Source organism: Rossellomorea sp. GQ25 (assembly GCF_059758515.1).
The window spans coordinates 216,638-242,872 of the sequence record NZ_JCAXEQ010000005.1 but is presented as its reverse complement, the minus strand read 5'-3'; the positions used below and the strand labels follow the sequence as shown (position 1 = coordinate 242,872).

27 protein-coding genes are annotated in these 26,235 nt (G+C 40.8%); 23 read left to right on the top strand and 4 right to left on the bottom strand.

Annotated features, from left to right (window positions below; translation table 11 throughout):
• Window positions 1–11 precede the first annotated feature (11 nt).
• Window positions 12–665 carry a response regulator transcription factor gene (locus AC6CIB_RS16885; protein WP_498282605.1) on the top strand — a complete coding sequence of 218 codons (654 nt, stop codon included), beginning with the start codon at window positions 12–14 and terminating at the stop codon, window positions 663–665.
• 113 nt (window positions 666–778) lie between these two features.
• Here the strand turns inward: AC6CIB_RS16885 and AC6CIB_RS16880 are convergent, their stop codons facing one another.
• Both AC6CIB_RS16880 and AC6CIB_RS16875 read right to left on the bottom strand, forming a co-directional pair.
• Window positions 779–1,354, bottom strand: coding sequence for a cysteine hydrolase family protein (locus AC6CIB_RS16880; RefSeq protein WP_498282603.1), 576 nt, complete (start codon window positions 1,352–1,354; stop codon window positions 779–781).
• A gap of 196 nt (window positions 1,355–1,550) precedes the next feature.
• Entirely contained in the window at window positions 1,551–2,057 is a 507-nt protein-coding gene (locus AC6CIB_RS16875) for an antibiotic biosynthesis monooxygenase family protein (protein WP_498282601.1), read from the bottom strand.
• Window positions 2,058–2,970: 913 nt separating this feature from the next.
• On the opposite strand from AC6CIB_RS16875, the gene hemE reads away from it, so the two are divergent.
• From hemE to hemY, 3 genes are all read left to right on the top strand, one after another.
• Window positions 2,971–4,002, top strand: a complete 1,032-nt coding sequence (gene hemE, locus AC6CIB_RS16870; RefSeq protein ID WP_498282599.1) for a uroporphyrinogen decarboxylase — start codon at window positions 2,971–2,973, stop codon at window positions 4,000–4,002.
• Between the two features lie 91 nt (window positions 4,003–4,093).
• Window positions 4,094–5,023: a ferrochelatase gene (gene hemH / locus AC6CIB_RS16865; RefSeq protein WP_498282597.1), complete on the top strand. Its 930-nt coding sequence runs from the start codon at window positions 4,094–4,096 to the stop codon at window positions 5,021–5,023.
• A 115-nt stretch (window positions 5,024–5,138) separates the two neighbouring features.
• Window positions 5,139–6,536, top strand: a complete 1,398-nt coding sequence (gene hemY, locus AC6CIB_RS16860; protein ID WP_498282885.1) for a protoporphyrinogen oxidase — start codon at window positions 5,139–5,141, stop codon at window positions 6,534–6,536.
• 122 nt (window positions 6,537–6,658) lie between these two features.
• On the opposite strand, the gene AC6CIB_RS16855 is transcribed toward hemY, so the two are convergent.
• Entirely contained in the window at window positions 6,659–8,065 is a 1,407-nt protein-coding gene (locus AC6CIB_RS16855; protein WP_498282595.1) for a LysM peptidoglycan-binding domain-containing protein, read from the bottom strand.
• Between the two features lie 187 nt (window positions 8,066–8,252).
• On the opposite strand from AC6CIB_RS16855, the gene AC6CIB_RS16850 reads away from it, so the two are divergent.
• The 3 genes from AC6CIB_RS16850 (at window position 8,253) to AC6CIB_RS16840 (ending at window position 12,047) form a co-directional block, all read left to right on the top strand.
• Window positions 8,253–8,828 (top strand): TetR/AcrR family transcriptional regulator, encoded by a 576-nt coding sequence (locus tag AC6CIB_RS16850; protein ID WP_498282593.1) that lies wholly within the window; start codon window positions 8,253–8,255, stop codon window positions 8,826–8,828.
• Between the two features lie 120 nt (window positions 8,829–8,948).
• Entirely contained in the window at window positions 8,949–11,147 is a 2,199-nt protein-coding gene (locus tag AC6CIB_RS16845) for a YhgE/Pip family protein (RefSeq protein ID WP_498282591.1), read from the top strand.
• 150 nt (window positions 11,148–11,297) lie between these two features.
• Window positions 11,298–12,047 (top strand): FixH family protein, encoded by a 750-nt coding sequence (locus AC6CIB_RS16840; protein WP_498282589.1) that lies wholly within the window; start codon window positions 11,298–11,300, stop codon window positions 12,045–12,047.
• A gap of 61 nt (window positions 12,048–12,108) precedes the next feature.
• Here AC6CIB_RS16840 and yhfH read toward each other — a convergent pair whose 3' ends face one another.
• Entirely contained in the window at window positions 12,109–12,243 is a 135-nt protein-coding gene (gene yhfH / locus AC6CIB_RS16835) for a protein YhfH (protein WP_079533738.1), read from the bottom strand.
• A 197-nt stretch (window positions 12,244–12,440) separates the two neighbouring features.
• On the opposite strand from yhfH, the gene AC6CIB_RS16830 reads away from it, so the two are divergent.
• The 16 genes from AC6CIB_RS16830 to AC6CIB_RS16755 all read left to right on the top strand — a co-directional run bounded on the left by AC6CIB_RS16830 (window position 12,441) and on the right by AC6CIB_RS16755 (window position 26,217).
• Window positions 12,441–13,175, top strand: a complete 735-nt coding sequence (locus AC6CIB_RS16830) for an MBL fold metallo-hydrolase (RefSeq protein WP_498282587.1) — start codon at window positions 12,441–12,443, stop codon at window positions 13,173–13,175.
• Window positions 13,176–13,186: 11 nt separating this feature from the next.
• Window positions 13,187–14,173: a lipoate--protein ligase gene (gene lplA, locus AC6CIB_RS16825; RefSeq protein ID WP_498282585.1), complete on the top strand. Its 987-nt coding sequence runs from the start codon at window positions 13,187–13,189 to the stop codon at window positions 14,171–14,173.
• 176 nt (window positions 14,174–14,349) lie between these two features.
• On the top strand, window positions 14,350–14,832 hold the full coding sequence (locus AC6CIB_RS16820) for a flavin reductase family protein (RefSeq protein ID WP_498282583.1): 483 nt from the start codon (window positions 14,350–14,352) through the stop codon (window positions 14,830–14,832).
• 20 nt (window positions 14,833–14,852) lie between these two features.
• The gene (locus AC6CIB_RS16815; protein ID WP_498282581.1) at window positions 14,853–16,331 is read left to right on the top strand and encodes a 4-hydroxyphenylacetate 3-hydroxylase family protein; all 1,479 of its coding nucleotides are present in this window, start codon (window positions 14,853–14,855) and stop codon (window positions 16,329–16,331) included.
• A gap of 106 nt (window positions 16,332–16,437) precedes the next feature.
• Window positions 16,438–17,190, top strand: coding sequence for an IclR family transcriptional regulator (locus AC6CIB_RS16810; protein ID WP_498282579.1), 753 nt, complete (start codon window positions 16,438–16,440; stop codon window positions 17,188–17,190).
• Window positions 17,191–17,218: 28 nt separating this feature from the next.
• Window positions 17,219–17,770 carry a 3-hydroxyanthranilate 3,4-dioxygenase gene (nbaC, locus tag AC6CIB_RS16805; protein WP_498282577.1) on the top strand — a complete coding sequence of 184 codons (552 nt, stop codon included), beginning with the start codon at window positions 17,219–17,221 and terminating at the stop codon, window positions 17,768–17,770.
• Complete coding sequence (locus AC6CIB_RS16800) at window positions 17,761–18,819, top strand: amidohydrolase family protein (protein WP_498282575.1); 1,059 nt, start codon at window positions 17,761–17,763, stop codon at window positions 18,817–18,819. Before nbaC ends, AC6CIB_RS16800 begins: the two co-directional genes overlap by 10 nt.
• Window positions 18,767–19,237, top strand: a complete 471-nt coding sequence (locus AC6CIB_RS16795; RefSeq protein WP_498282573.1) for a RidA family protein — start codon at window positions 18,767–18,769, stop codon at window positions 19,235–19,237. The genes AC6CIB_RS16800 and AC6CIB_RS16795 overlap by 53 nt, the downstream gene beginning before the upstream one ends.
• A 166-nt stretch (window positions 19,238–19,403) precedes the next feature.
• Window positions 19,404–20,792, top strand: coding sequence for an aldehyde dehydrogenase (locus AC6CIB_RS16790; protein ID WP_498282883.1), 1,389 nt, complete (start codon window positions 19,404–19,406; stop codon window positions 20,790–20,792).
• Window positions 20,793–20,809: 17 nt separating this feature from the next.
• Window positions 20,810–21,607: a 2-keto-4-pentenoate hydratase gene (locus AC6CIB_RS16785; protein ID WP_498282571.1), complete on the top strand. Its 798-nt coding sequence runs from the start codon at window positions 20,810–20,812 to the stop codon at window positions 21,605–21,607.
• A gap of 12 nt (window positions 21,608–21,619) precedes the next feature.
• On the top strand, window positions 21,620–22,495 hold the full coding sequence (locus AC6CIB_RS16780) for an acetaldehyde dehydrogenase (acetylating) (protein WP_498282569.1): 876 nt from the start codon (window positions 21,620–21,622) through the stop codon (window positions 22,493–22,495).
• A 38-nt stretch (window positions 22,496–22,533) separates the two neighbouring features.
• Complete coding sequence (dmpG, locus tag AC6CIB_RS16775; RefSeq protein ID WP_498282881.1) at window positions 22,534–23,547, top strand: 4-hydroxy-2-oxovalerate aldolase; 1,014 nt, start codon at window positions 22,534–22,536, stop codon at window positions 23,545–23,547.
• A gap of 13 nt (window positions 23,548–23,560) precedes the next feature.
• Window positions 23,561–24,361 (top strand): 2-keto-4-pentenoate hydratase, encoded by an 801-nt coding sequence (locus tag AC6CIB_RS16770; RefSeq protein ID WP_498282567.1) that lies wholly within the window; start codon window positions 23,561–23,563, stop codon window positions 24,359–24,361.
• A gap of 2 nt (window positions 24,362–24,363) precedes the next feature.
• Entirely contained in the window at window positions 24,364–24,543 is a 180-nt protein-coding gene (locus AC6CIB_RS16765; protein ID WP_498282565.1) for a tautomerase family protein, read from the top strand.
• A gap of 46 nt (window positions 24,544–24,589) precedes the next feature.
• Window positions 24,590–25,126 (top strand): FAD synthetase, encoded by a 537-nt coding sequence (locus AC6CIB_RS16760; protein ID WP_498282563.1) that lies wholly within the window; start codon window positions 24,590–24,592, stop codon window positions 25,124–25,126.
• 65 nt (window positions 25,127–25,191) lie between these two features.
• On the top strand, window positions 25,192–26,217 hold the full coding sequence (locus tag AC6CIB_RS16755; RefSeq protein WP_498282561.1) for a TRAP transporter substrate-binding protein: 1,026 nt from the start codon (window positions 25,192–25,194) through the stop codon (window positions 26,215–26,217).
• The last annotated feature ends 18 nt before the right edge of the window (window positions 26,218–26,235 follow it).

The window sequence follows — 26,235 nt, the reverse complement described above, 5'->3', positions numbered from 1 at the left end:
GGGGAAAACAGGTGGATAAGGTAAAGGTGATGATTGTAGATGATCACGAAATGGTTCGATTAGGAATGAAAACCTATTTGCTGACAGAGGATCGAATTGAATTTCTTGGGGAAGCAAAAAGCGGAAATGAAGCGGCTCAGCTTGCGAAGCTATATAAGCCTGATGTGATTCTGATGGATTTATTAATGGAGAACGGGAATGGTATCGAAGCCACAAAGAAGATCTTAACCTTTCATCCACACTGTAAAATCATCATACTTACAAGCTATTATGATGATGAAAAAGTGTTTCCTGCCATTGAAGCAGGAGCTCATAGTTATTTGTTGAAAACGGCAAGTGCCGAAGAAGTGACATCGGCTGTTTATAAAGCAATGAAGGGGGAGTCCGTCATTGCCTCCAAAGTAGCGGATAAAATGATGAACCGATTCCGCCCTCAGGTAAGAAAGCCTCATGAAGAGCTGACGTCGAGAGAAATGGATGTATTGAAATGCCTGGGAGAAGGAATGACAAACCAAGAAATTTCAGAAGAGCTTTTCATTGGGATTAAGACCGTCAAAACTCATGTAAGTAATATCCTGAGCAAACTTGCAGTGACCGATCGAACACAGGCAGCGATTTATGCGAATCGGAATGGGATATTGTACCGGGGGAATAATAAAAAGTAGGTAAGCTTTACGATAAGGACTGGGGAATTTTAAAACACGCAAGAGGGGCTTAGTCAAAGGGAATGGAATCACTCCCCTTGACTAAGCCCCTCTTGCGAGAACAGAAAAGTTACTTAGAAAATAACAGGTTTACTAAATTTGAATCGTGAAGATAGTATGGATTCTGTTGAAGAGATGGTGGCGAATTCATGATGAAGATTAGCCAGTGACAGCCCGTGAACAATTTCAGCTGAAAATAAAGAACCATCATACGAATACGTTTCAAAGCATGCTGTGGCATCAAAAGGAACAGTCACATCATAACCTAAGTTCCCAGCCATGCGAACCGTAGTGGATACACAGTGATTCGTCGTGAAGCCCATCACTACAAGGGATGTGAACTTTTCCCTTTTTAAATATAAATCCAGGTCCGTATCGATAAATGCGCTGTTGACGTGCTTAATGATTTGCTTTTCGTTTCTTAAAGGACGGAATTCGTCTATAAAATCGAAACCTGCTGAGCTGGAATGCAGTTGTGAATCCATATCATTGGAAGAATGCTGTACATGAACGACAGGGCATGCCTTTTCTCTCCAGGCGCGAAGAAGCTGATAGGCGTTTTCTTCCATACCAGGATTATTCCGCTTTCCCCATGAAGGATGACTAAATGCCTTTTGAAAGTCAATCAGAAGCAAACACGTTTGACTCATCGGTACTCAACTCCTTTCACATAGGGTGTGTTGTAAATAAATGCAAAGAAAATATCTATGACCAATACGATAAAGTATACTGTTAATAATTTGTAATTATGTATGTACACTTTAACTGTAATTGTTAAGTTTGAGGGACCGGTGAGTGGCTGCCATTCTAAATAAAAAGCTGCCTGAAAATCCGGCAGCTCATGTGTTACTCTTCACCTGTTACATGGTATTCACTTGCATAGGAAGCGCGAGGGAAGATATCTTTTTTATTATCAATTCCTTCTTCCGTTCCACGCTTTTCATGTGCTTTCTGGTATTGCTTGGATTCCTGCCACCCTATGAAGCTTTTCTCATCTTCCCATAAAGTCATAATCACATATGTATCTGTATCTAAAGGACGAAGAACCCTGATAGCCGTAAAGCCTGGAACTTCTTCAATCAATCCTGCACGATTTTTAAAACGGTATTCAAATAGTGGGCGACCTTCATCTGTAACAGGAATGTTATTGAAAACTACATATCCTTTATTTTTAAGCTCACCTGATTGATCGACAATTTCATATTTGCGGGGGGATTCAAAGACACTCTTACCATTTGTCTCGTGAAGCAGCATGGCATCTTTCCCTTGCATTAAGATCATTTTTTCATCTGAATGCCGATCCATTAATTTTTGTAGAAATTCATGGGTTCCCGTTGTTATATACACCTTCATCCATATCACCTCAATTAATTAGTTACCTCTATTATACTCTTCCCTAATCCTTTGCTCATGTAACATGATTTCTGGATATTTTTTCATCTAACTTGAAAATCGGCAAATTTATGACATTTTCCCTTGATAACTATACAATTCTCTTTAAAACGTCTATAGTTTAAAAGGGCTACAAAACGTACGGTCATATTTAAGGTTCTATTCGTAAAGGATCTGTCTTAGGCTCTGTCAATCAATGTGTGCTGGATGGTGAGGGGAACTGCTCCGCTTGCTATCGTTCGGCCGAGCCTCCTCAGCTTAGCCGAACGGGGTATCGGCACGCCCAAAATCCGCCGGAGTCTACGCAGTTCCCCTCACAATCTATAAGAGACTTTTCGTGACAGAGCTAAAAGGTGACAAAAACAATCTAATAGAAACTAGAACTTCTTGTTCTCAAAAGGAAATGAACCACTGCTCTCTTTAAAAGAGATTGTTTTCTAAAAAGTTAGTGTTTTTATTTAGATTTTATTAAAAAACTCATAATGAGAAAGTTGATTGGAGCGGAAGGTGCTCGACTCCTGCGGGAGAAGTGGGACAGTACGAAAAGCGGAAAGGGCTTTGCCCAGGGGCGACAAGCATAAGACGGGTCTGCTGGAAAGGCGCTATTGCCATTTTGGCAGACTTGGCTTAGGACCTCGAGCCCCTAAGCCCTGTAGCTAGACAGGTGAGACCCCGCAGGCGAAGCCGAGGAGGCTCACCGCCCGCCCCGCGGAAAGCGAGCATCCTGCAGCGGAAATCAACTACTACTATCTTCTTGAAAATAGCAACAAACTTTACGAAAGAACCTATTAAAAATAGGACAATTTCAGAATCTACTCTAATTAGTATACAATGGGAATAATGGAGTTACATAGAAAGGTGGACGAAAAAAGGTATGAAGCAAATGAATGATACATTTTTACGAGCAGCAAGGGGAGAAAAGACGGACTATACTCCGGTTTGGTATATGAGACAAGCTGGGCGTTCACAACCTGAATACCGCAAAATCAAAGAGAAGTATTCTCTGTTTGAAATTACACACCAACCTGAGCTTTGCGCCTATGTGACAAGGCTGCCGGTGGAACAATATGATGTGGATGCAGCGATCCTTTATAAAGACATTATGTCACCACTTCCTTCTATTGGAGTGGACGTTGAAATCAAATCAGGAATTGGCCCTGTAATCGATAACCCGATTCGTACGACAGCAGATGTTGAGAAGTTGGGAGAAATCGACCCTGAAAATGATGTTCCTTATGTATTAGATACCATTAAATTATTGACGCAGGAGCAACTGTCCGTGCCGTTGATCGGTTTTGCCGGTGCACCTTTTACAATGGCAAGCTACATGATTGAAGGCGGTCCATCGAAAAACTATAATAAAACAAAAGCGTTCATGTATGCAGAACCACAAGCCTGGTTTGCTTTAATGGATAAACTGGCAACTATGACAGTAACGTATGCGAAAGCTCAAATCAAAGCAGGAGCGTCTGCTTTCCAAATATTCGACTCTTGGGTCGGGGCATTGAATGTACAAGATTATCGTACATTTATTAAGCCGGTCATGGAGAAGATCTTTACAGAATTGGAGGCAGAGAACGTACCATTGATCATGTTTGGTGTTGGTGCAAGTCACTTGGCGAATGAATGGCATGACCTTCCTCTTGATGTAGTTGGATTAGACTGGCGCCTGCCGATTAAAGAAGCAAGAGATAGAGGCATTTCCAAAACGGTAATGGGAAATCTGGATCCTGCGATTCTGTTAGCTCCTTGGGAAGTGATCGAAGAAAGAGCCAAAGAGATCCTTGATCAAGGAATGGAGCTTCCTGGCCACATCTTTAACTTAGGACACGGGGTATTCCCGCAAGTTAATCCGGACACATTAAAGCGTCTAGCAGCTTTCGTACATGAATACAGTGCCAGGTAGAGGACATTCATACGTGTGTAACCATGGATTCATATGAAGAAAACATGGCACAATAATGGAATGTATGATACTGATAATGAGGTGAAATGGTATGACAAAGAAAAAAATGGGTCTATTGGTGATGGCCTATGGAACTCCCTATAAAGAAGAAGATTTGGAACGTTACTATACACATATCCGACATGGAAGAGCTCCTTCAGCTGAACTGCTGGAAGACCTCCGTGGACGTTATGAAGCGATTGGTGGGATTTCTCCACTGGCAAAAATCACCCTGGATCAAGCGAAGAGTCTTGAAGAACATTTAAACAGCATTCAAGATGACATTGAGTTTAAAATGTATCTTGGTCTGAAACATATCGAACCTTTCGTGGAAGACGCTGTTGAACAAATGCATAAAGACGGTATGGAAGAAGCTGTTTCGATTGTACTTGCCCCTCATTTTTCAACGTTCAGTGTTAAATCCTACAATGGACGTGCGAAGGAAACGGCAGAAAAGCTTGGTGGACCACACATTACATTCGTGGAGAGCTGGTATGATGAACCTAAATTCATTCAGTATTGGGTGGATAGAGTAAAAGGAACCTATGCAAGCATGTCAGATGAGGAACGCAGCCATGCTGTCCTGATCGTATCCGCTCATAGCCTGCCGGAACGTATCCTGCAGTCAGGTGATCCGTATCCAATGCAATTAGAGGAAACAGCGAAGATGATTGCAGAGGGCGCAGGTGTGGAGGAATATGCAGTAGGCTGGCAAAGTGAAGGAAACACTCCTGATCCCTGGTTAGGTCCTGACGTTCAGGATTTAACCCGTGACCTATTTAAAGAAAAGGGGTACAAGACATTCGTCTACACACCGGTAGGTTTCGTATCCGATCATCTAGAAGTGCTATATGACAATGATTATGAATGTAGAGTGGTAACAGATGATATTGGAGCTTCGTACTATCGTCCGGAAATGCCGAATGCCAAACCTGAATTCATCGATGCAATGGCAGATGTCGTGTTAAAACACCTTAAATAATTTCTCGTTTTTGGCTGAAACAAAGGAAGGACTGAGGCACATGAGTTTAAACTCACCGCTTTAGTCCTTCTCTATTTTTCAATAAGATATATTGTTAAAGAAGGCGATGAACGTGTTGGAACAACAAAATAAAAGAGTCACAATCATAGGTGGAGGGATCACCGGATTAACGACGGCGTACTACCTACAACAGGAAATAAAAGATAAAAACCTTCCCATCGAAGTGAAGCTTGTGGAAGCTACCCATCGACTCGGAGGAAAAGTGCAAACCTTGAAAAGGGACGGGTATGTTATCGAAAAGGGACCGGATTCATGTTTAGCCAGCAAACCAGAAGTCTCCCGCTTAGCGGAACGACTGGGAATCGAGGATACGCTCATTCGTAACCGTAAAGGCACATCCTATGTGATAGCGGGCGGTGAGCTTTACCCGATACCCGGGGGATCCATCGTAGGTATTCCAACCCAAATCGCTCCTTTCATTACGACCAGTCTGTTTTCGTTGACAGGAAAGATGAGGGCTGCTGCTGATTTCGTTCTTCCCCGATCACAGGAAACGGAAGATCAGTCACTGGGCAAATTCTTTCGAAGAAGAATGGGGGATGAAGTTGTTGACCATTTAATTGAACCCCTCTTAACAGGTATCTTTGCCGGGGATATCGATCAATTAAGCTTAATGTCAACCTTCCCGCAACTCTATGAATTAGAACAAAAACATCGTAGTTTAATAGCAGGTATCAAAAAGAGCGGTCAATCGGCAAACTCGAATGAAGAAGGGAACTTCCTGACATTTACAGGAGGGCTTCAATCTCTCATCGATGCCATGGAAGCAGGACTGAACCCGAATACGGTATACAAGAGCATGAAAGTAACCAACATAGAAAAAGAAGACAGTAATGTTTACACGATTACCTTCACAAACGGTGAGCAGTTGGAAGCCGACAGCGTAATCGTCACCACACCTCATCATGTAGTTCAATCCATGCTTCCCTCGTCTCCTTTTTTAACCTTTTTAAAAGAAATGCCGGCTACATCCGTGGCAACCGTAGCAATGGGATTCTCACAAGATGCTATCAAAAAAGACATCGCCGGAACGGAATTCCTTGTATCAAGAAACAGTGACTATTCCTTGACGGCGGGAACCTGGACCCATAAAAAATGGCCACACACTGCCCCGGAAGGAAAGGCACTATTGCGATGCTACGTGGGGAAATCCGGTGATGAAACCATCGTCGATTTATCTGATGATGAAATAGAGCAGATTGTCCTTGAAGATCTGAGCAAGGTCATGGATATAGAGGGTACTCCTGAGTTTACAATCGTGTCCCGATATAAGAACTCCATGCCTCAATATACAGTAGGCCACAGGGAACGGATCCAGGACATGTATGAACAGGCTGAAGCAAGCCTGCCTGGATTATTTATCGCCGGGAGCTCTTATGAAGGAGTAAGTATTCCTGACTGTATCGTACAGGGGGAAAAGACTGTATCGAAAGTAATGGAGTATCTGAAATAGGATTATGGAGGCCGCCAGGATTGGCGGTCTTTTTTGAATCTAATAGGAAGGTATTCAGGCGAATTTTCTTCAAGCTGAACAAAAAGAAAAACACCTCCTGCAGACAACAGGAGGTGCACTACTCACTTCACAACCCGATACCGGGAATGCTGCAGCATCCAATTCTGTGGAAAGGCAGAACCGAGTACCCAGTAGCTTAAGCCTTTGAGCTTATAGTCATCTACCGTCTTTTGTTTAGCTAGCATGCTTCGTGCGTCTTCAAACCAGACTTCATGCTTTTGGCCGGTTTCATCCCAATAGGTGAAATAAGGGGATTGATATACGTCGTTGTATTGAATCCTTACACCATATTTGCTTGCGAGATCAAGTGCTCCTTGAGGGGAGACCGTTTTGGCGAAGGTTCCATCGACCCATGGAACTTTCCAATCGCGCCCGTAGAGGGGTGCTCCCATCATGATTTTGTTTCTCGGGATGACGGTAACGGCATAATCAAGTACTTTCTTCACTTCATTAATCGGGGCAATCGCCCATGGTTTGCCGCCTGCCCATCCCCATTCGTATGTCATGATGACAACAAAGTCGACAATTTCTCCGTGAGCTTTATAGTCATGGGCTTCATATAATAGTCCTTTTTGATCAGCTTTAATTTTAGGTGCAAGGGCCGTCGACACAGAGTATCCTTTAGGTTTTAGTGCTGCAACGGTTCTTCTTAAGAAAGTATTATAATTTTCCCGGTCTTCAGGATATACATATTCGAAATCAAAATTTAATCCTTTATAGCCCTTCATCTCCATTTTCTTTACGATAGATGAGATTAAGGTGTTTTGCAGAGATTCACTTCTTAGGATGGTGGCAACAAGATCAGAATCGAATTTTCCACCTGTGAAATTCGTGAGAACCAGTAAAGGGTCGACGTTTTGGTTGTATGAGGCTGAAATAAGCGCACTATCATTTAACTCAGTGACCGAGCCGTCTTTTGTAATGGAATACGTAAAGGGGGTCAGGTAGGTGAAATAGCTGCCCAAACCGTTCACTTCCGCTACACCTTCACTATCTGTCCGGGTAATGTAGGCATTTACTTCCGTCGTGAGTTTTGTGTTTGGAATCCTGAATTGCTGGTTTGGATAAATGAGAGAAGGATTCGCAATAGAATTGGCATTTAATATTTCCTGTAGCGAGACTTTATAGTTATAGGAAATGGTATAGAGAGATTCACCTGACTTTACTCTATGAATAAAGGAAGGCATAACGATCAATTGACCGACGAAAAGCATGGTAGGATCAGAAATCTGATTGAAATCGATCAGTTCTTTTAAACTTATAGTGTACTTTTGGCTAATGCCATACAAAGTGTCTCCTGGTTGCACGATGTATTCTTTTAAAGGTTCCGGAATGAGAAGACTTTGTCCAATCACGAGAATATTGGGGTTTTTCAATTGATTTCCGTATGAAATTTGATTAACGTCGACACCATATCTTTGTGCGATCGACCAAAGAGAATCCCCGCTTTTGACAACATAAATATTCATAAGACACCTCCAAACAAACCTAATCTCTATAGCCTATTCAGAAGGGCTTATTCTATATGAAGGATGAATGGTATACTATAAGAAAAAAATCACTTGTGTTTTGGCAAGAGATGTGATAAATTTATCAATGTTAATGAAGTGACTAAATTACAAATTTGGTCAACTGGTCATATTAAGGGGTGAGGTCATGGCGATTGATCGAAAGAAACAGGTTCTGGAGGCTGCGACGAATTCGTTTTCACTGTTTGGCTATAAAGCAACGACGATGGATCAAGTGGCAAAATTAGCGAACGTGGGAAAAGGAACGATTTATACGTTTTTTAAAAATAAGGAAGAATTGTTTGATGAAATTGTATCATCGTTAATCAATGAAATGAAACGGGAAGCCGAAGAAGTGATTGATCCGCAGGAAACCTTCACGGAAAATGTTCATCGTGCATTGTTCCGCATGCTTGAATTCAGGAAAGAGCATAAGCTGACCATCAAGCTTTATCAAGAAGCCCGGGAAATGGGAACTCCTGCTGTATCAGAAGTCATTGATCGCATGGAGAAAGTGGTCATTGAATTCTTGAGTCAACGAATTGAAAAAGCGATTGCCTCAGAAGCGATTAAGCCATGTAATCCTGAAATGACCGCCTTTGTTATGTTGAAGATGTACGTTTCACTTATTTTCGATTGGGAACGAGCACATGGTCCCCTTGATAAAGATGAAATTGCCAATCTCTTTGAACTATATTTAATTAAAGGGTTATCGAATCGATAGTCCTTCATTTTTGGTAATGAATGACTAAATGAATGAAATGGTCATTTATTTTTCACTAAAATGACTAGTCGAACTAATTGGTCAATAATTCAGATTCAGAAAAATAATAGGAGGAAAAACATGAAGAATTCATTTATTGGTTCAGAATTCAAAGCGATTTTCAAAAATAAGAAACTTCTCATCCCGATTCTAGCCGTTCTTTTCATCCCTGTTTTGTACAGTGGTATGTTCTTATGGGCATTTTGGGATCCATATGAACAGTTGTCAGACTTACCTGTGGCGGTTGTAAACAGCGACCAGGGAGCAGAGTTTGACGGAAAAGAATTGCATATTGGAGATGAACTTGTTGATAAACTGAAGGAGAGCGATCAATTCGACTTTCATTTTATCGATAAAGAAGAAGGCTACAAAAATTTAGAGAAGCAGGATTATTACATGCTTGTTGAGATCCCGGAGGATTTCTCTGAAAATGGAACAACATTATTAGAAGATAATCCTAAAAAACTTTCTCTGAAATATGTGCCGAACGAAAGCTTTAACTTCCTCTCGGCTCAAATCGGTGATACAGCGATGAAAGAGATCAAAGCAAGCCTTTCGAAGTCTGTTTCTGAAACATACGCTGAGACCATGTTTGATAAAATTAAAGAAATGGGAGATGGCTACCAGACGGCCAGTGATAAAGCTGGAGAAATCAATAATGGTGCGATCGATTTATCTCAAGGTGCCAATAAGTTAAAGGATAATTTAGCCGTCTTAGCCGAAAAGAATATTGAGATGAATGACGGTGTGGCGAAAACGCGTGCAGGTGCCGGTGAACTTGCCAAGGGTTCTAAAGAATTATCGGACGGTGTAGGTGTCATGAAGGATAAATCCCTACAATTGTATGAAGGCACAAAAGATGTCCAATCAGGGATTGATGCCCTTGCAGCAGGAATTGATAAAAGTAAGGCTGGTTTAGAGCAGGTGGATGCAGGTCTAAATAGCGCCGTGGACAATACAGCCAAACTGCACGCAGGATCTCAAAACCTGGCAGAAAAAATCGGTGCTCTCCAGGGTGGAGCCGATAGTGCGAAAGCAGGCGCTCAAGCCATTGGAGCAGGGGCTACAAAGCTTGAAGAACAACTGGCACCATTTATGGGAAGCCTTCCAGAAGAAAAAAAGGCAGAGTTACAGGCTGCAATCGATCAGATTAAGCAGGGGGCAACCGGTCTTCAAACGGGTACCGGGGCTCTAAGTACGGGTGCATCCGAGCTTCAAAAAGGAGCGAATTCTCTGGCTGGAGGAATCGGGGCATTAAATGAAGGCCAAAAGGAACTTCAAGGGGGAGTAGGACAATTAGTAGCCGGCTCTGCTCAATTGGATCAAGGATCCAACCAGCTTCAAGCAGGTCAGGGTGAAGTTGTGAAAAATTTTGGCTTATTAAACGATAAGCTTGGTGAAGTGTATCAAGGAACGGTAAGTGTTGCTTCAGGAGCAAATGAATTAAGCACAGGTCTTAACAGAGTATACAATGGTTCCACTCAATTAACGGAAGGATCTAAAAAACTTGCTGATGGTTCAACAGAGTTAGCAGAAGGTTCAACGAAACTATCAGATGGAACGACAGAATACGAAACGAAATTAAAAGACGCGGCCAAAGAAGCCAACAGCGTAAAAGCCAATGGCGATACGTACGACATGATGGCTGCCCCGGTAGATGTGAAAAATGAGAAAATCAATCATGTGCCAAACTACGGAACTGGTTTTGCTCCTTATTTCTTATCTCTCGGATTATTTGTCGGAGCACTATTAATTTCGATTGTGTATCCATTGAAAGAACCAGCAAATCGTCCATCAAGCGGGATCAGTTGGTTCCTGGGTAAATTCACTGTTCTTACAGTAGTTGGGATCATTCAATCATTGATTGCAGCAGGTATATTGCTGTTGGGATTAGGTCTTGAAGTGGAAAGTGTACCATTATTCTTACTTTCTACGATTATTACGAGTCTTACATTCCTGGCCCTCATTCAAATGCTTGTAACGATATTAGGTGATCCGGGACGCTTTGTAGCGATTATCATATTAATCCTTCAATTAACTACAAGTGCAGGGACATTCCCATTAGAATTAATCCCAACTGCATTACAGCCAATCAGTGCATTGTTACCAATGACATACTCAGTGGCAGCATTTAAAGCGGTCATTTCAAGCGGGGACTTTGCATTCATGTGGCAGAACCTCTTCATCCTGCTGGGATACTTCATTGTATGTGTCGCAATGACGTCTTTATTCTTTGTAGGACTATTCAAGAAACAATATACGAACACAGTAGAAGCATAAGGAAAAAAACGGGAGATGTCACACAAATCTCCCGTTTTTTCTTCATAAAATGGACAAACCATCCGTAAGCATGAGAGTGTATACTAATTGGTGAGAAGTACATAATGGTGAGACACTTAAAAAAGAAGAATGTTTAAAGGAGAGTTTGGGATGAAGAAGGTAAGCTTGTTTGTACTGGTAGGCTTTCTCGCATTGTTTATCGCTGCCTGCGGGAATTCAAATGAAGATAACGGAGCAAAAGAAGATGAAAAATTGGAAGCTATTGAGGCAAAGTTAGACGTGCCTGAAAAAGGAGAAAAGGGAGAAACCGTTTCTCTTTCCACTAAAGTCACACAAGGTGTTGAGAATGTAGAGGAAGCCGGTGAAGTCAAATACGAGATTTGGAAGAATGACCATAAAAAAGAAAGTGAAATGATCGAAGCAAAGCATGATAAAGACGGTGTATACAAAGCTGAAAAGACATTTGAAGAAGACGGCGTGTATACAGTGCAGGTCCATGTAACAGCCCGTGATATGCATACCATGCCGAAAGCTGAAATTGCGATTGGTGAAGTGGAGGCAGGGGAACATGGAGAGGAAAGCGAAGACGGTCACCATGACCATCACGAAAGTACAGTATCCATCCATCTTATGAAGCATGATACGATTAAGATGAATGACGAAGCAGAAATGAACGTTCATGTGGAAAATGAAGAAAAAGCATTAGAAGAAGCAGAAGTGCGTTTGGAAATTTACAAAGAGGGTCAAGAAAAACACGAATGGGTGGATTTAACAGAGGGTGAAGCTGGCAAGTATAACGGTTCGTATGCTTTCCCGGAAACGGGTACGTATAATGTACAGGTTCACGTGACCAAAGAAGAAATTCACGAACACACTATGCAAACAGTTGAAGTACAATAAACATAAAAAGGATGCTCTCACATGAAGAGCATCCTTTTTATTACCCCTTGATTCCTAATTTTTAATACTCGTAATCAGTCGTACATTTTTCGCAATAAATGCCGTAGCATTCATGCTGTTCTTCAATTGTATCTCCACATTGTGCACAAGACTTAGGCGGCAAATTTCGAAAGAACTCCACAATATTTTTTACCATGTTAATCACCCTCCGTAAATTTGTTTTCACCCATCAATTGTTCGTGTTATATAACTGATGTGTTAATTTATTTTATTGTATTATAACAGTATGAACTTCGTCAACAATTAATTCAAAAATAGGCGAAAAAAATGAAAAAATAGGCACAATGAAGTATAGTAGGGTTACATACTAAAGTGAGGGGCGAGGTTCAAAAGATGAAGCTAACCGTTATTGGCCAATGGGGCGGCTATCCGAAGGCAGGAGAAGCGAGCACCGGGTATTTACTTGAGCATAATGGCTTTAAACTGCTTATTGACTGTGGCAGTGGTGTACTATCCCATCTGCAATATCACATAGAGGCAACAGATTTAGATGCGGTCCTTCTGTCCCACTATCATCCAGATCATGTAGCAGATATAGGTGTACTACAACACGCTTTATTGATTCAATACTTCTTGGGGAAAAATAAAGGTACATTACCTGTATATGCCCATAGAGAAGATCAACGGGGCTACGATACGCTTACATATAAAGATTTAATGAAGGCCAATGAATATAAGGAAAATACATCATTATCGATTGGCCCTTTCACGGTAACATTTGTGAAGGCCAAGCATCCCGTACCATGCTACGGAATGAGAATCGAAGCAGACGGCAAATCGCTGTTCTATACAGCAGACTCGGCTTTCATAGAGTCATTTGTTCCATTTGGGAAAGACGCAGATGTACTGCTCTGTGAATGCAATTTCTATGGAGGGATGAATGCCTCGAACGCTGGTCACATGACGAGTCTCGACGCCGGGAATCTTGCTCAAAAAACCAATGCCGGAAAGCTCATTCTCACGCATTTACCTCATTTCGGCGAACTGGAGCAATTGGTAACGGAAGCGAAAACCATCTATAACGGCGAGGTATTATTAGCGAAAAAAGATATGGAAGTAGACATTTAGGAGGAAGAATGATGTTATTTATTGATAATAAAGGGATCACGGATCCAAGAATCAATCTTGCTATTGAAGAATATGCACTGAAGAACTTAGAAATTAATGAGAGTTATTTATTGTTTTATATTAATGAACCTTCCATCATTATCGGGAAAAACCAAAATACGATCGAAGAGATTAATACAGACTACGTGGAGAAGCAAGGCCTTCATGTCGTTCGCCGCCTTTCCGGTGGGGGAGCGGTGTATCACGATTTAGGAAACCTGAACTTCAGCTTTATCACGAAAGATGACGGAGAGAGCTTCCACAACTTCAAAAAATTCACAGAGCCTGTTGTAACAGCCCTTCATAGGCTAGGGGTGAAGGCGGAGCTTAGTGGACGTAACGATATTATCGCAGAAGGCAGAAAGATCTCCGGTAACGCCCAGTTCTCCACTAAGGGCCGGATGTTCAGCCACGGAACGCTGTTGTTCGATTCCGAAATGGAAAACGTCGTGTCAGCTCTACGGGTGAAAAAGGACAAGATTGAATCAAAAGGGATTAAATCGATCCGAAGCCGTGTGGCCAACATTTCTGAATTCCTGTCAGAAAAAATGACCATCGAACAATTCCGTTCAACTCTTCTGGATTATATATTTGACGGCAGCGACGTAGAAGAATACGTCCTGACGGAAGAAGACTGGAAGAACATCCATGAGCTTTCAAAAGAACGCTATCAGAACTGGGATTGGAACTACGGTAAATCACCGAAATTCAATCTTCAGCATTCTCACCGCTTCCCGGTCGGATCCATCGACGTTCGTCTGAAAGTGAACAAAGGAAAAATCGAAAACTGTAAAATCTATGGTGATTTCTTCGGAGTCGGGAATGTTGATGACATCGAAGAAAAACTAATAGGCACCCGCTACGAAAGAATAGACATTGCCGGGGCTATGGAAGGTGTGGATATTCAACACTATTTCGGGAATGTGACGAAGGATGAATTTGTGGATTTGGTGTATTAAAGATTAATGACCCTCCTTTTTATGGAGGGTTTTTTTTATTTTAAAAAAATTATAAAAAATATCAGATTTTTTAAAAAATTCTATGAATATTTCACATTATGAAATTATCATAAGTTTTATCTTTTAAAAAGCTATAGTATGGAGTCAGATTAAGAAATGAGGAGGTGGCATGTAAAATGGATATTCGCGATTTAAGAAATTGTTTTGGTAAGTTTGCCACGGGAGTAACGGTTGTTACTTGGAAAGGCGATAACAATCAGAATCATGGTATTACGGTAAATTCGTTTACGTCTGTTTCTTTGGATCCTCCATTAGTATTGGTATCTATTGATAAAAGAGCCAAAGCCTACGAAAGAATGAAAGAAAAGTCATTTGTTATTAATATATTGGCAGCTGGTCAGGAAGCGGTGGCTTGGCAATTTGCCGGAAAAGAACAACAAGGATTGCAAATCGAATGGGAAGATACCGAATGTGGTCCACTTATCAAAGGTTCATTAGCTACAATTGAATGCAATCCCTGGAAGGAATATGAAGGCGGAGACCATGTACTATTTGTGGGCGAAGTTCAAAATTACCATTACGAAGAAGGGAATAGTTTAGTGTTTTTCCAAGGTAAATTCTTAGAAACAAATTCAATCGATCACTACGTAAAAAAATAGTAGTAAAGGGGGATGTATAAATGACAATTCGTACTGGTGCCCAGTATATAGAAGGTTTGAAATCTCGACAACCAGAAGTTTGGCTAGGAGGAAAGAAAGTAGAGAACGTTTATGAGGAAGAAGTATTCCGTCAGCCAATCCATGAAATTGCAAATCTCTACGATATTCAAAATGACCCAAAATACAAAGAGGAAATCACCTACATATGTGAAGAAACAGGTGAGCGATATTCCCAGGCATTTAAAGTACCTAAATCGTATGAAGAGTTAAAAGCAAGAAGCAAGCTTTTTGAAGTTTGGGCTAAAGCAACCTTTGGGCTTATGGGAAGAACACCGGACTTTCTTAATGTAACGATCACTGCAATGGCCAGCAATAAGTGGTTTCTAGAACAATACAATCCGGAATGGGCAAAGAATATGGTGAACTACTACGAATATATTCGGGCCAACGACTTATTCTTGACTCATGCCATCATTAATCCTCAAAATGACCGCAGTAAAGCCTCTCATGAACAGGAAAAAGAATATACACATCTAGGGGTTGTAGAAGAAAGACCTGATGGTTTTATTGTAAGAGGAGCCAAGATGTTAGCCACACTAGCTCCAATAACAGATGAAGTGATCATTTATTCATTTCCAGGGTTTCAGCCGGGCGATGAAAAGCATGCCATTGCATTTGCTTTGCCTATAGACACACCGGGGCTGCGAATTATTTGTAGAGAGCCGATGCAAGATGGAAAACGATCTGTATTAGACCATCCACTCGCTTCCAGATATGAAGAAATGGATGCATTACTTGTCTTTAATGACGTATTTGTTCCAAGTGACCGTATTTTTATCAATCAGAATATTGAAGCTGCTAATCAATTATATCCAAAGACTGGAATTGGACAGCAACCTGCTCATCAATCAGGGGTAAGAGGATTAGTAAAACTGCAATTTGCTTCTGAAGTAGCAGCAAGAGTGGCAGATTCCATTGGTGTGGATGGATATTTAAACGTTCAAACACAATTAGGGGAGCTTATGCAGTCTGTTGAAGCAGTACGGGCATTATTAAGAGTGGCTGAATACGAATATGAAACGACGTCAATCGGTGAAGTGAGACCAGCTGGTACACCTCTTGAGACCGTTCGTGGGATGTTGCCTAAGCTTTATCCTCGTGCCATTGAAGTGATGCAAACTGTTGGTGCTGGTGGATTATTGATGTCACCTACATTCGCTGATTTTGAACAGCCTGAACTTCGGGAAGATGCTCAGAAATATTATGTAGGACGTGAAGGGGTAACATCAGAAGAACGGGTTCAATTATTTAAACTTGCATGGGATTTATGTGGTGAAGCATTTGGACAAAGGCTACTGCAATATGAGCGTTATTATTCAGGAGATCCTCTAAGAAGACTGGGTCGTTTCTATGCAGGATTTAAACGGAACCACTCTTTTGAAATGGTTGATGAGGCATTAAAAGGGTCCAAGGACCTTCAAGGACAACCGACCCCATAAATGTAAGCGCTTTATTTTGTTTGGTTGGAAGCAGGTAATTCAACAAGATTTGTCAAAGTTCTTAAATTGGTGCTCTTGGCCAATAGTAGGATGAGGGGGATAATAAGTGATTTCTTCTGTGAAAAAGATTTCCAAAATTCTGAATTGTTTTACCAATGACGAACCGGCATTAGGCAATAATGAAATTGCCGAAAGACTAGGAATGAATCCAAGTACTGTCCATCATTTAGTGCGAACCCTATGTGAAGAGGGAATGCTGATTCAAGATAGCCGAAAAAAATACCGATTAGGCTGGAAGCTATTAGAATGGAGCAATCACGTAATGTATCAGCAGGATATTTATAGTGAGGCAACTCCATTTTGTGAGAGTCTAATACGAAAGTTTCACGGTACTGCCCATATTGGTATGTTCGATTCAGGAGAAGTTCGATTCGTTTTAAAGGTGAAATCCAAAACTTCACTTCCAGTACCAACATATGTCGGGGCAACGAAACCGGCTTATTGTACGAGTACGGGAAAGATTTTGTTAGCTTATAACCCTTCGTTAATTAAACCTACCATTGCCAAGGGTCTATTACAACGTGCACCTAATACAATTACCTGTATTTCAAAATTAAAAGAAGAATTAAAGCAAATAAAAGCCCAGGGGTTTGCGATTAGCAATAATGAGAATGAACTAGGGCTATATGGTATAGCGGCACCTATTCGATCATATACGGGTCAAACGATCGCTGCGCTTAATATGGTTGGACCGATCACATATATGAATGGCAGCAATCGTAATGAAATGATTAGAAGTGTGGTAAATACAGCTGAAAAAATTTCAAAAGATATCGGCTATATAAGCAGTGTATTGTAACAACTACAATCATTCAGGAGGTTATGAAATGACTACTCAATCAAAATCATTTTTAAAAACAAGGGTTCTGGATTTATTGAAAACAATTGAAGATAGCAAAGATTTATTGAAGCCACCAGTGAACAATAAAGTGCTTTGGGAAGACTCTGAATTTATTGCCATGTTGCTTGGAGGACCTAATAAACGTCGTGATTTCCATGTGGATCCATCTGATGAATTCTTCTATCAAATTAAAGGCAATGCATACGTAGAATGCATTAATGATGAAGGAAAACGTGAAGTGGTAACTGTAGCCGAAGGTGAGATATTTATGCTGCCGGCTAATATACCCCACTCTCCTCATAGAGTAGCAGATTCCTATGGAATTGTTTTAGAAAGAAAAAGGGACCAAGGAGAACTTGAAAGCTTTGTATGGTTTTGTGATAAATGTGACCATGAAATGCACCGTGCGACTGTTCAACTGACAAATATTGAAACACAGGTGAAAGAAGCGATAGAACATTTTAATTCAAGTGAAGATCTGCGTATTTGTGAAAATTGTGCGTATAAAATGCCCCCTGAAGCTGAGGAATGGAAATGAGAGTAGATTTTCATACACATATCATTCCAAAAGACCTCCCTGATTTTGCTGAAAAATATGGAGGGAAATGGCCGGTTCTTCATCAAACATGTGCGTGTGGAGCAAGTATTTTAGTAGAAGGAAAGATATTTAGAGAAGTGACTGATCAAGTGTGGAGTCCTGAAAAGAGAATACAGGATATGAATAGAGAAGGTGTAGACATTCAGGTGCTTTCTCCCATTCCCGTCACGTTCTCATACTGGGCAAATAAGAATGCAGCACTTGAAATGGCACGGATTCAAAATGACTTTATTTCAAAAACCGTTCAAGAGCATCCCTCCCGTTTTGTAGGATTAGGGACTGTTCCCATGCAGGATGCAGCAACAGCAGTAGCTGAAATGGATCGTTGCATAAATGAATTAAATTTATACGGAATTGAGATAGGTACAAATGTAAATGGCGAAAATTTAGATGCTCCTGAATTCCTTGAATTTTTTGAGATGGCTGAGAAATGGAATGTACCTTTATTTATTCATCCGTGGGAGACGATGGCTAAGGATCGAACACCACGACATAACTTTATGTATACCATCGGAATGCCGAGTGAGACAGCTCTTGCCGCTGCCAGTCTTGTTTGGAGCGGTGTGATAGAGAAATTTCCTAATTTAAAAATTTGTTTTGCCCATGGTGGAGGGTCGTTCCCATACATTTTACCAAGACTGGATCAAGGGTGGAAAGTGTGGCCGCAATTACGATTAACAACGCATCCACCAAGTCATTATGTGAAGAATTTCTATTTTGACTCCTTAAACTATGATTCTTTAAATGTGAACTATCTAATTGATCGATTTGGTCATGAGAAAGTAATGATGGGGTCAGATTATCCATTTTTATTAAGAGAGATTCCACCAGGAAGAGTAATAGATGGGATGAACGAATTAACAGACGTTCAAAGACGAATGATCTTAGGTGAAAATGCGTTGAGATTCTTAAATATAAAGGAGTTAAAATCTGACTATGGAACAAAAACTAATGACACCAGAGGAGAAACTTCAAAGTCTGGGACTTAAGCTTTCTCCTGTACGTCCTGTTGTGGGGAATTATGTTAGTAGAGTTCGTATTGGCAACCTGATTTTCACTTCTGGTCAAGGGGTCGATGAGTATCGTGGAAAGATTGGCAGTGACTTTGATGTACAGGAGGGTTATCTGGCTGCCCGTCAATCCATGATGAATCTATTAAACGTATTGAAGGATGAACTAGGAGAACTTTCTAGAGTTAAGAGAATCGTGAAAATATTAGGATTTGTCAATTGTACAGAGAATTTTATGGATCAGCCAAAAGTAATGAATGGTGCGTCTGATTTATTAGTAGAGGTTTTTGGTGAAAAAGGTAAGCACGCCAGATCAGCTGTGGGGATGGCCCAATTACCTGGAGGAACAGCCATTGAAATTGAAATGATTGTAGAAATTGAAGACCCATTAACTTAAATGAAATGAAAAAAGGTGACAAACATGTCACCTTTTTTCAAAAATAATAACGTGTTAATAGTAGCAGGGGGGACTTTCAGTGCATTTAAAAGAAAAATCTAATCAGAAAGTTAGACCAATAGATTGCAGACATTTCATTAATGGTGAATATAGAGATTCATTTGATATGAAAACATTTGAAAATATTAATCCAGCTACAGAGGAAATAATTGGAAGTGTATCGGAAGGCGGGAAGAAGGAAGTAGATGAAGCTGTAAAAGCAGCCAAAACGGCTTTACAGGGACCTTGGAAAACCTTCTCTTCAAGTCAACGTTCTGCCGTTTTAAGACGTATTGGCGACCTGATTCTTGATCGGAAAGAAGAATTAGCTGCACTTGAATCCATGGATACCGGAAAACCTTATCAAATGGCACTTGAAATCGATATTCCAAGAGCTGCCTATAACTTCCATTTCTTTGCAGACTACTTGACCTCTATGGGAACAGAGGCATATCAGCAAGATCAACAAGCCCTTCATTACTCCATTCGCCGGCCAGTTGGTGTAGTGGGTATGATTAATCCTTGGAATCTGCCATTATTACTTCTTACATGGAAGATGGCACCTTGCCTTGCAGCTGGAAATACAGCAGTTATGAAGCCTGCTGAGTGGACTCCCATGACAGCTACGGTACTGGCAGAAATATGTAAAGAAGCTGGAGTACCAGACGGGGTAGTGAATCTTGTTCATGGTTTTGGACCTGGCTCAGCAGGGGCTGCCATTACCGAACATCCTGACGTTGATGCTGTTACGTTCACAGGGGAAACCAAGACAGGAACCGCTATCATGAAAGCCGCTGCACCTTCATTAAAGAAACTTTCATACGAACTTGGTGGGAAAAATCCTAACATCATTTTTGCAGATTCCGACTTGGATGAAGTGATTGAGACAACACTTAAATCAAGTTTTATGAATCAAGGGGAAGTATGTCTGTGTGGTTCCAGAATTTATGTTGAAAGTTCGGTATATGAATCCTTTTTAGAGAAGTTTGTTGCCAAAACAAAAGAGCTAACTGTAGGTAATCCATTCCGTGATGAAACCAAAGTTGGCGCAGTAATAAGTAAAGAACACTATGAGCGAGTGTTGGGCTACATACAATCAGCCAGAGATGAAGGAGGAACCATCCTTGTAGGGGGAGGTCGTCTTCAGGAAGAAGACAAAGGGTATTTTATCATGCCGACGATCATTGTTGGCCTTGATAAAGATGCAACTTGTGTTCGTGAAGAAATATTTGGACCGGTGGTGACTGTACTTCCTTTTGAAACGGAAGAAGAAGTCATTGAACAAGCAAACGATACTCATTATGGACTAGGGACGACGATTTGGACAAACGACTTAAGAAGAGCCCATCGAGTAGCTCACCAAATAGAAGCAGGAATTATTTGGGTGAACACCTGGTATTTGCGAGATCTGCGCACTCCATTTGGAGGAATGAAACAAAGCGGTATAGGCAGAGAGGGAGGCATGCATAGTTTCGAGTTTTATAGCGAGCTTTCCAATATCACGATTAAATTATAGAAAAAGGTGGGCTGTCCATGTTTGAGCAAACAATTAGCGAAGAAATCAAGAGATTTTCAAATCATCTTATAGAAGCTGAGAGAAATAGAGAGGGGAGTAAACCTTTAACAGAATTAAAACCATCCATCACGATTCAAGAAGCCTACCACATCCAACTAAAAACGATCGCTAGGAAAGTCGAAACGGGTGCGACCATAGTGGGCAAAAAAATTGGTCTCACTTCCATCGCCATGCAGGAACTACTTGGTGTCAATGAACCAGATTATGGACACCTTCTTGATGAAATGGCCATTGAGAACAATGGAACTGTGTTGAAGCCTCAAGTTCTTCAACCTAGAGTGGAGGGGGAAATCGCTTTTGTCCTTAAAGAAGAGTTACGAGGTCCTAACGTAACTGCAGAAGGTGTATTGAAGGCTACGGATTATATATTACCTGCATTAGAAGTTGTTGATAGCAGAATTACAGATTGGAAGATTAAATTACAAGATACGATTGCCGATAATGCTTCATCAGGATTATTTGTATTAGGGAGTAGACCAGTTTCCATAGAGGACGTCAATTTAAAAGAAGTAGGGATGAACTTCTATCGTAATGGTGAACTGATGAATACGGGGAAGGGTTCAGCAGCACTAGGAGATCCAGCATATTGTGTAGCGTGGCTTGCCAATAAACTTCATGAGTTTAATTTGACACTGGAACCTGGGGAGTTGATCTTATCAGGAGCTTTATCAGCAGCTGTATACGCACATCCCGGTGATGATTTCTCTGCCGTGTTTGATGGTCTAGGAAAGGTTTCATGTACGTTTGAAAGGTAAGGAGGAAAAGAAATGAAAACGAAAGTTGCCATAATCGGGTCTGGGAATATAGGTACAGATTTAATGAAGAAATTGCTTCGTTCAGATGTATTGGAATTAACGGCAATGATTGGTATTGACTCAAATTCAGAAGGATTAAGAATGGCACAGGAACATGGTCTTTCAACATTTTCGAATGGGTTAGATGGATTTGTGGAAAGACATGAAATCGCAGAAATATTATTTGATGCGACTTCTGCAAAAGCGCATTACAATCATGCAGAAGTATTGAAAAAACTTGGTAAGAAAGTGATTGATCTTACACCTGCTGCCATCGGTCCCTTTGTTGTTCCACCTGTAAACCTACACGAGCATTTACATGAACAAAATGTAAATATGATCACTTGTGGAGGGCAAGCGACCATTCCCATCGTGCACAGTATAAATTCAGTGACTGAAGTGGAGTATGCAGAAATTGTTGCTACAATTTCCAGTAGAAGTGCTGGTCCGGGCACAAGAGCTAATATTGATGAATTCACAGTAACAACAGCTAAAGGTCTTGAAGTGATTGGAGGAGCTGAAAATGGAAAAGCGATTATCATTCTTAATCCAGCTGAACCTCCAATCTTAATGAGGGACACGGTTTATTGTTTAGTAAAAGGAAATGTAAACCAAAAAGAGATTACTCAATCAATCAAAAATATGGTACAGAGAGTGAGTGAATATGTTCCTGGATACCGCCTTCGAACCGATCCTATTTTTGAAGACAATAAAGTAACGGTTTTCCTTGAAGTGGAGGGTTCTGGTGACTACTTACCGAGTTATGCCGGAAACTTAGATATCATGACTTCGTCTGCAGTGAAAGTAGGGGAAGAACTAGCTAAATTTGTAATGACTCAGCAGGCATAAAATTCACCTCGAGTAAATGAGAAAGGAGAATGAGTGTGATGAATCGGGATATTACTGTGACAGAGGTAGCTTTAAGAGACGGAAGTCATGCTATCGGTCACAGCTATACAGTCGATCAAGTAATAAATGTAGCCAAAGCCTTAGATGAAGCGAACGTTCCTTATATTGAAGTCTCACATGGAGATGGTTTAGGGGGTTCCTCCCTGCAATACGGGCTTTCAAAAACAAATGAATTCGATTTGATATCAGCTGCTGTTTCGGTATGCAGACAAGCAAAGATAGGGGTTTTGCTCTTACCGGGAATAGGAACGGTTAAAGAATTGATTACGGCAGAGCAAGCAGGTGCAAGGCTCGCTCGTATTGCTACCCATGTGACAGAAGCTGATGTATCAAAGCAACATATCCAAACAGCAAAAGAATTGGGTATGGAAACGGTCGGTTTCTTGATGATGGCTCACATGGCACCTATAGACAAATTGATACAGCAGGCGAAATTAATGGAAAGCTATGGAGCGGATACCATTTATATTGTAGATTCTGCAGGGACCATGCTTCCTCATGAAGTAAGGGAAAGAGTGAAAGCATTAAAGCAAAGCCTCCATTCAAATATTGGATTTCATGCCCATAATAATCTTTCATTGGCGATGGCCAATACTCTTGTAGCAATAGAAGAAGGAGCAACCTGGGTAGATGGGAGTGTCCGGTGTTTAGGTGCGGGTGCTGGAAACACCCAAACAGAGGTTCTGATCTCGATACTGGATCGCATGAACATTGAGACTGGAATCGATCATTATAAAATGATGGATTTGGCAGAGGATATTATAGCTCCCATTCTAGAAAAACCACAAGAAATTACAAAAGGGAGTTTAATTCTGGGTTATGCAGGTGTCTATTCGAGTTTCTTACTTCATGCACAAAAAGCGGCTAGGAAATTCAATGTAGATCCAAGAGACATTTTAGTGGAATTAGGTAGAATGGGTGTCGTAGGAGGACAAGAAGATATGATTGTCGACGTCGCCAGCGAGTTATCAAAGAAAGCTACTGTAAGGTAGAAAGGAGCCGAAAATGGAGACTAAAACGCAGAACTTAAAAGAATTAGCGGAATACATTGATTTTCATCAAGTGAAAGGAATTGAGATGGATAAGATTACACTGGCTTATCCCAACTTAACAGTTGAAGAATCTTATGAAATTCAGAAATTATGGGAACAATGTGCCCTTCAAAGGGGAGATCATAAAATTGGATGGAAAATGGGTTTAACGAGTGTAGCAAAACAAAAATCGGTTGGTGTGAATGAACCAATTTATGGGAGACTAACTCAATCAATGGAGATCAATCAAGAGTCTCTCTCTCTTCAAGGATTGATTCATCCCAGAGTTGAACCGGAAATTGCATTTGTAATGAAGAAAGCTTTAAAGGGGAGCAACTTAACACCTCGGGATGTTTGGAGTGCTACAGAATTTATCATGCCTTCAGTTGAGGTTATTGATAGCCGATATAAAAATTTCTCTTTCACGTTAGTGGATGTAGTGGCAGATAATGCCTCCTCTTCTCGTTTTTTACTGAGTGATCAAGCATATTCTCCTTTGAACTATTCCCTTGAAAATCTGGAAGTTTCCATGTTTAGAAATGGAGAAAAAGTTCAATCTGGTCTAGGTTCCGCTGTTTTAGGGCACCCTGTCAAATCCATTATTGAATTAGCCAAAATGTTGGATCGAGTTGGTCTGGGAATTGAAGCAGGGATGGTTATTTTAACGGGAGGAATAACCGAAGCGATCAATATTTATGATGGTGACTCTTTGAAGGTTGATTTTGGTCTCCTTGGATCCATTGCTTTTAATGTGTGTAATGGGAAGGATGAATAAGGGTGCCGATTGCTCATCTTCATATTCTCGAAGGCAGGAGTCCCGAAGTGAAAGAAGAACTTGTAAAATCTCTGACTCTTTCAATTTGTGAATGTTTAGAAACAAAGCCTGAACAAGTTAGAATTTTAATAAATGAAGTTCCAAAGGGGAATTGGGCAGTTGGTGGTACGTTGAAAGGATAATTAAGCTTTGTACGTAAGGGACTTTATTTTTTTGGAGGTGCTACTGGTGCAAATTCTTCATGTGAAGTCATTGACATTGCCTAGATCGGTTATGACAATAGGGGCATTTGACGGTGTACACAAAGGACATCAATCCGTGATTACTCATGTCGTACATGAAAGCGGAAAAAGAAGTATTCCAAGCGTGGTGTATACTTTTGATCCACCTCCTCGTGCTTATTTCAAGGGTGCTAAAATGCTTACCACCTTAGATGAGAAGTTGGAACGTATAGAGTCTCTGGGTGTTGATTATGCCGTTATAGCCAGTTTCAATAAAGAGTATCTAAAACAATCTTCTTCCCGATTTATAAACACTCTTATGAGTTTCCACCCGGAAGAAATATTTGTTGGGAACGATTTTAGATTTGGAAATGGCAGAGAAGGCAATGTGGAAACGCTCAGGCAATCTTTTAAAGTAAGCACAATGAATCCTGTTTGTTGCGAGCAAGGAACAGTAATTTCCTCAACAAGAATCAGAAAGCTTATCGAGCAAGGGAAAGATTTCGAAGCTAGTAATCTGTTAGGGTTACATCTGCAACTTTAGAGAATGCATTCATTGGATTTTCAATAATTGAAAACGCTTTAATAATGAATGAGGGGGAAATGAAAGTGAAAAGTTTGAAAAAATGGGGATTAAACTTGTTGGGTCTTCTTCTTGTATTAGGTGTATTGGGTGCCTGCGGTTCCGGAGAATCAGAAAAAAGCAGTGGATCTGAAGATAATAAGGACAAAACTTATAGCTTTAAATTAGCTCATATTACACCACCGAGTCATATGTGGCATAAAGGGGCGGAAAAATTTAAAGAAGAGCTCGAAAAGAGATCAGAAGGTCGAATGAAAGTAGAAATTTATCCATCAAGTCAGTTAGGAACAGAAGCAGATATGGTAGAACAAATCGCTGCCGGATCAGTTGATTTTGGTCTGATAACAGCTGCATATATGAGCTCAAGGGAACCTTCATTTGCTGCGTGGTTTACTCCTTATGCGTTTGAAGATTTAAATGCGGCAAATGAAGCAAGAGATTCAGAGGTAGCAAAGAGTATTCTCAATACGATAGATAAGCAAGGTTTAGTGGGCCTGGACTATTTATTCGCCGGCCAACGAGTGATGTTGTTTAAAGATAAAGAAGTAAAGAACCCTTCAGATATGGAGGGGTTAAAACTGCGTGTTACACCTAGTCCACCAATGCAGGATTTCTATCAATTCTCTGGAGCTTCTACCGAGGGGCTTCCATTACCGGAAGTATATTCTGCCGTTCAAACAGGCGTGATTGATGGAATGGACATGGACTTGGATGCAGCCATCACCAATAAATATCATGAAGTAGTTAAATATGGAGCGGTGACTAATCACATGGTTTGGCCTGCAGTGGCGATGATGAATAAAGGAACATTCGAAGGACTGTCTGAGGAAGACCAACAAATTGTCCGTGAATCCATGGCGGCAGCGGCAGATTTCGCAGCAACTACAAGAGCTGGACAAGAAGAAGAATTTAAACAAACTCTAAAAGATGAAGGTATGAAAATCTACGAACTTGATTCTGAAGCATTTAAAGAACAGATGAAGCAGTTTGATGAGAAATATGGTCCGACAGATCCACTTATTCAAGAGTTTATTGATACCTTCCGTAAATAATAGATTAGCAATAGGGGG

Coding starts and splice junctions, on each gene's coding strand:
- AC6CIB_RS16880 (WP_498282603.1), bottom strand. CDS start 1,354: ATGAGTCAAACGTGTTTGCTTCTGATTGACTTTCAAAAGGCATTTAGT.
- AC6CIB_RS16875 (WP_498282601.1), bottom strand. CDS start 2,057: ATGAAGGTGTATATAACAACGGGAACCCATGAATTTCTACAAAAATTA.
- hemE (WP_498282599.1), top strand. CDS start 2,971: ATGAAGCAAATGAATGATACATTTTTACGAGCAGCAAGGGGAGAAAAG.
- hemH (WP_498282597.1), top strand. CDS start 4,094: ATGACAAAGAAAAAAATGGGTCTATTGGTGATGGCCTATGGAACTCCC.
- AC6CIB_RS16855 (WP_498282595.1), bottom strand. CDS start 8,065: ATGAATATTTATGTTGTCAAAAGCGGGGATTCTCTTTGGTCGATCGCA.
- AC6CIB_RS16850 (WP_498282593.1), top strand. CDS start 8,253: ATGGCGATTGATCGAAAGAAACAGGTTCTGGAGGCTGCGACGAATTCG.
- AC6CIB_RS16845 (WP_498282591.1), top strand. CDS start 8,949: ATGAAGAATTCATTTATTGGTTCAGAATTCAAAGCGATTTTCAAAAAT.
- AC6CIB_RS16840 (WP_498282589.1), top strand. CDS start 11,298: ATGAAGAAGGTAAGCTTGTTTGTACTGGTAGGCTTTCTCGCATTGTTT.
- yhfH (WP_079533738.1), bottom strand. CDS start 12,243: ATGGTAAAAAATATTGTGGAGTTCTTTCGAAATTTGCCGCCTAAGTCT.
- AC6CIB_RS16830 (WP_498282587.1), top strand. CDS start 12,441: ATGAAGCTAACCGTTATTGGCCAATGGGGCGGCTATCCGAAGGCAGGA.
- lplA (WP_498282585.1), top strand. CDS start 13,187: ATGTTATTTATTGATAATAAAGGGATCACGGATCCAAGAATCAATCTT.
- AC6CIB_RS16820 (WP_498282583.1), top strand. CDS start 14,350: ATGGATATTCGCGATTTAAGAAATTGTTTTGGTAAGTTTGCCACGGGA.
- AC6CIB_RS16815 (WP_498282581.1), top strand. CDS start 14,853: ATGACAATTCGTACTGGTGCCCAGTATATAGAAGGTTTGAAATCTCGA.
- nbaC (WP_498282577.1), top strand. CDS start 17,219: ATGACTACTCAATCAAAATCATTTTTAAAAACAAGGGTTCTGGATTTA.
- AC6CIB_RS16800 (WP_498282575.1), top strand. CDS start 17,761: ATGGAAATGAGAGTAGATTTTCATACACATATCATTCCAAAAGACCTC.
- AC6CIB_RS16795 (WP_498282573.1), top strand. CDS start 18,767: ATGGAACAAAAACTAATGACACCAGAGGAGAAACTTCAAAGTCTGGGA.
- AC6CIB_RS16790 (WP_498282883.1), top strand. CDS start 19,404: ATGAAAACATTTGAAAATATTAATCCAGCTACAGAGGAAATAATTGGA.
- AC6CIB_RS16785 (WP_498282571.1), top strand. CDS start 20,810: ATGTTTGAGCAAACAATTAGCGAAGAAATCAAGAGATTTTCAAATCAT.
- AC6CIB_RS16780 (WP_498282569.1), top strand. CDS start 21,620: ATGAAAACGAAAGTTGCCATAATCGGGTCTGGGAATATAGGTACAGAT.
- dmpG (WP_498282881.1), top strand. CDS start 22,534: ATGAATCGGGATATTACTGTGACAGAGGTAGCTTTAAGAGACGGAAGT.
- AC6CIB_RS16770 (WP_498282567.1), top strand. CDS start 23,561: ATGGAGACTAAAACGCAGAACTTAAAAGAATTAGCGGAATACATTGAT.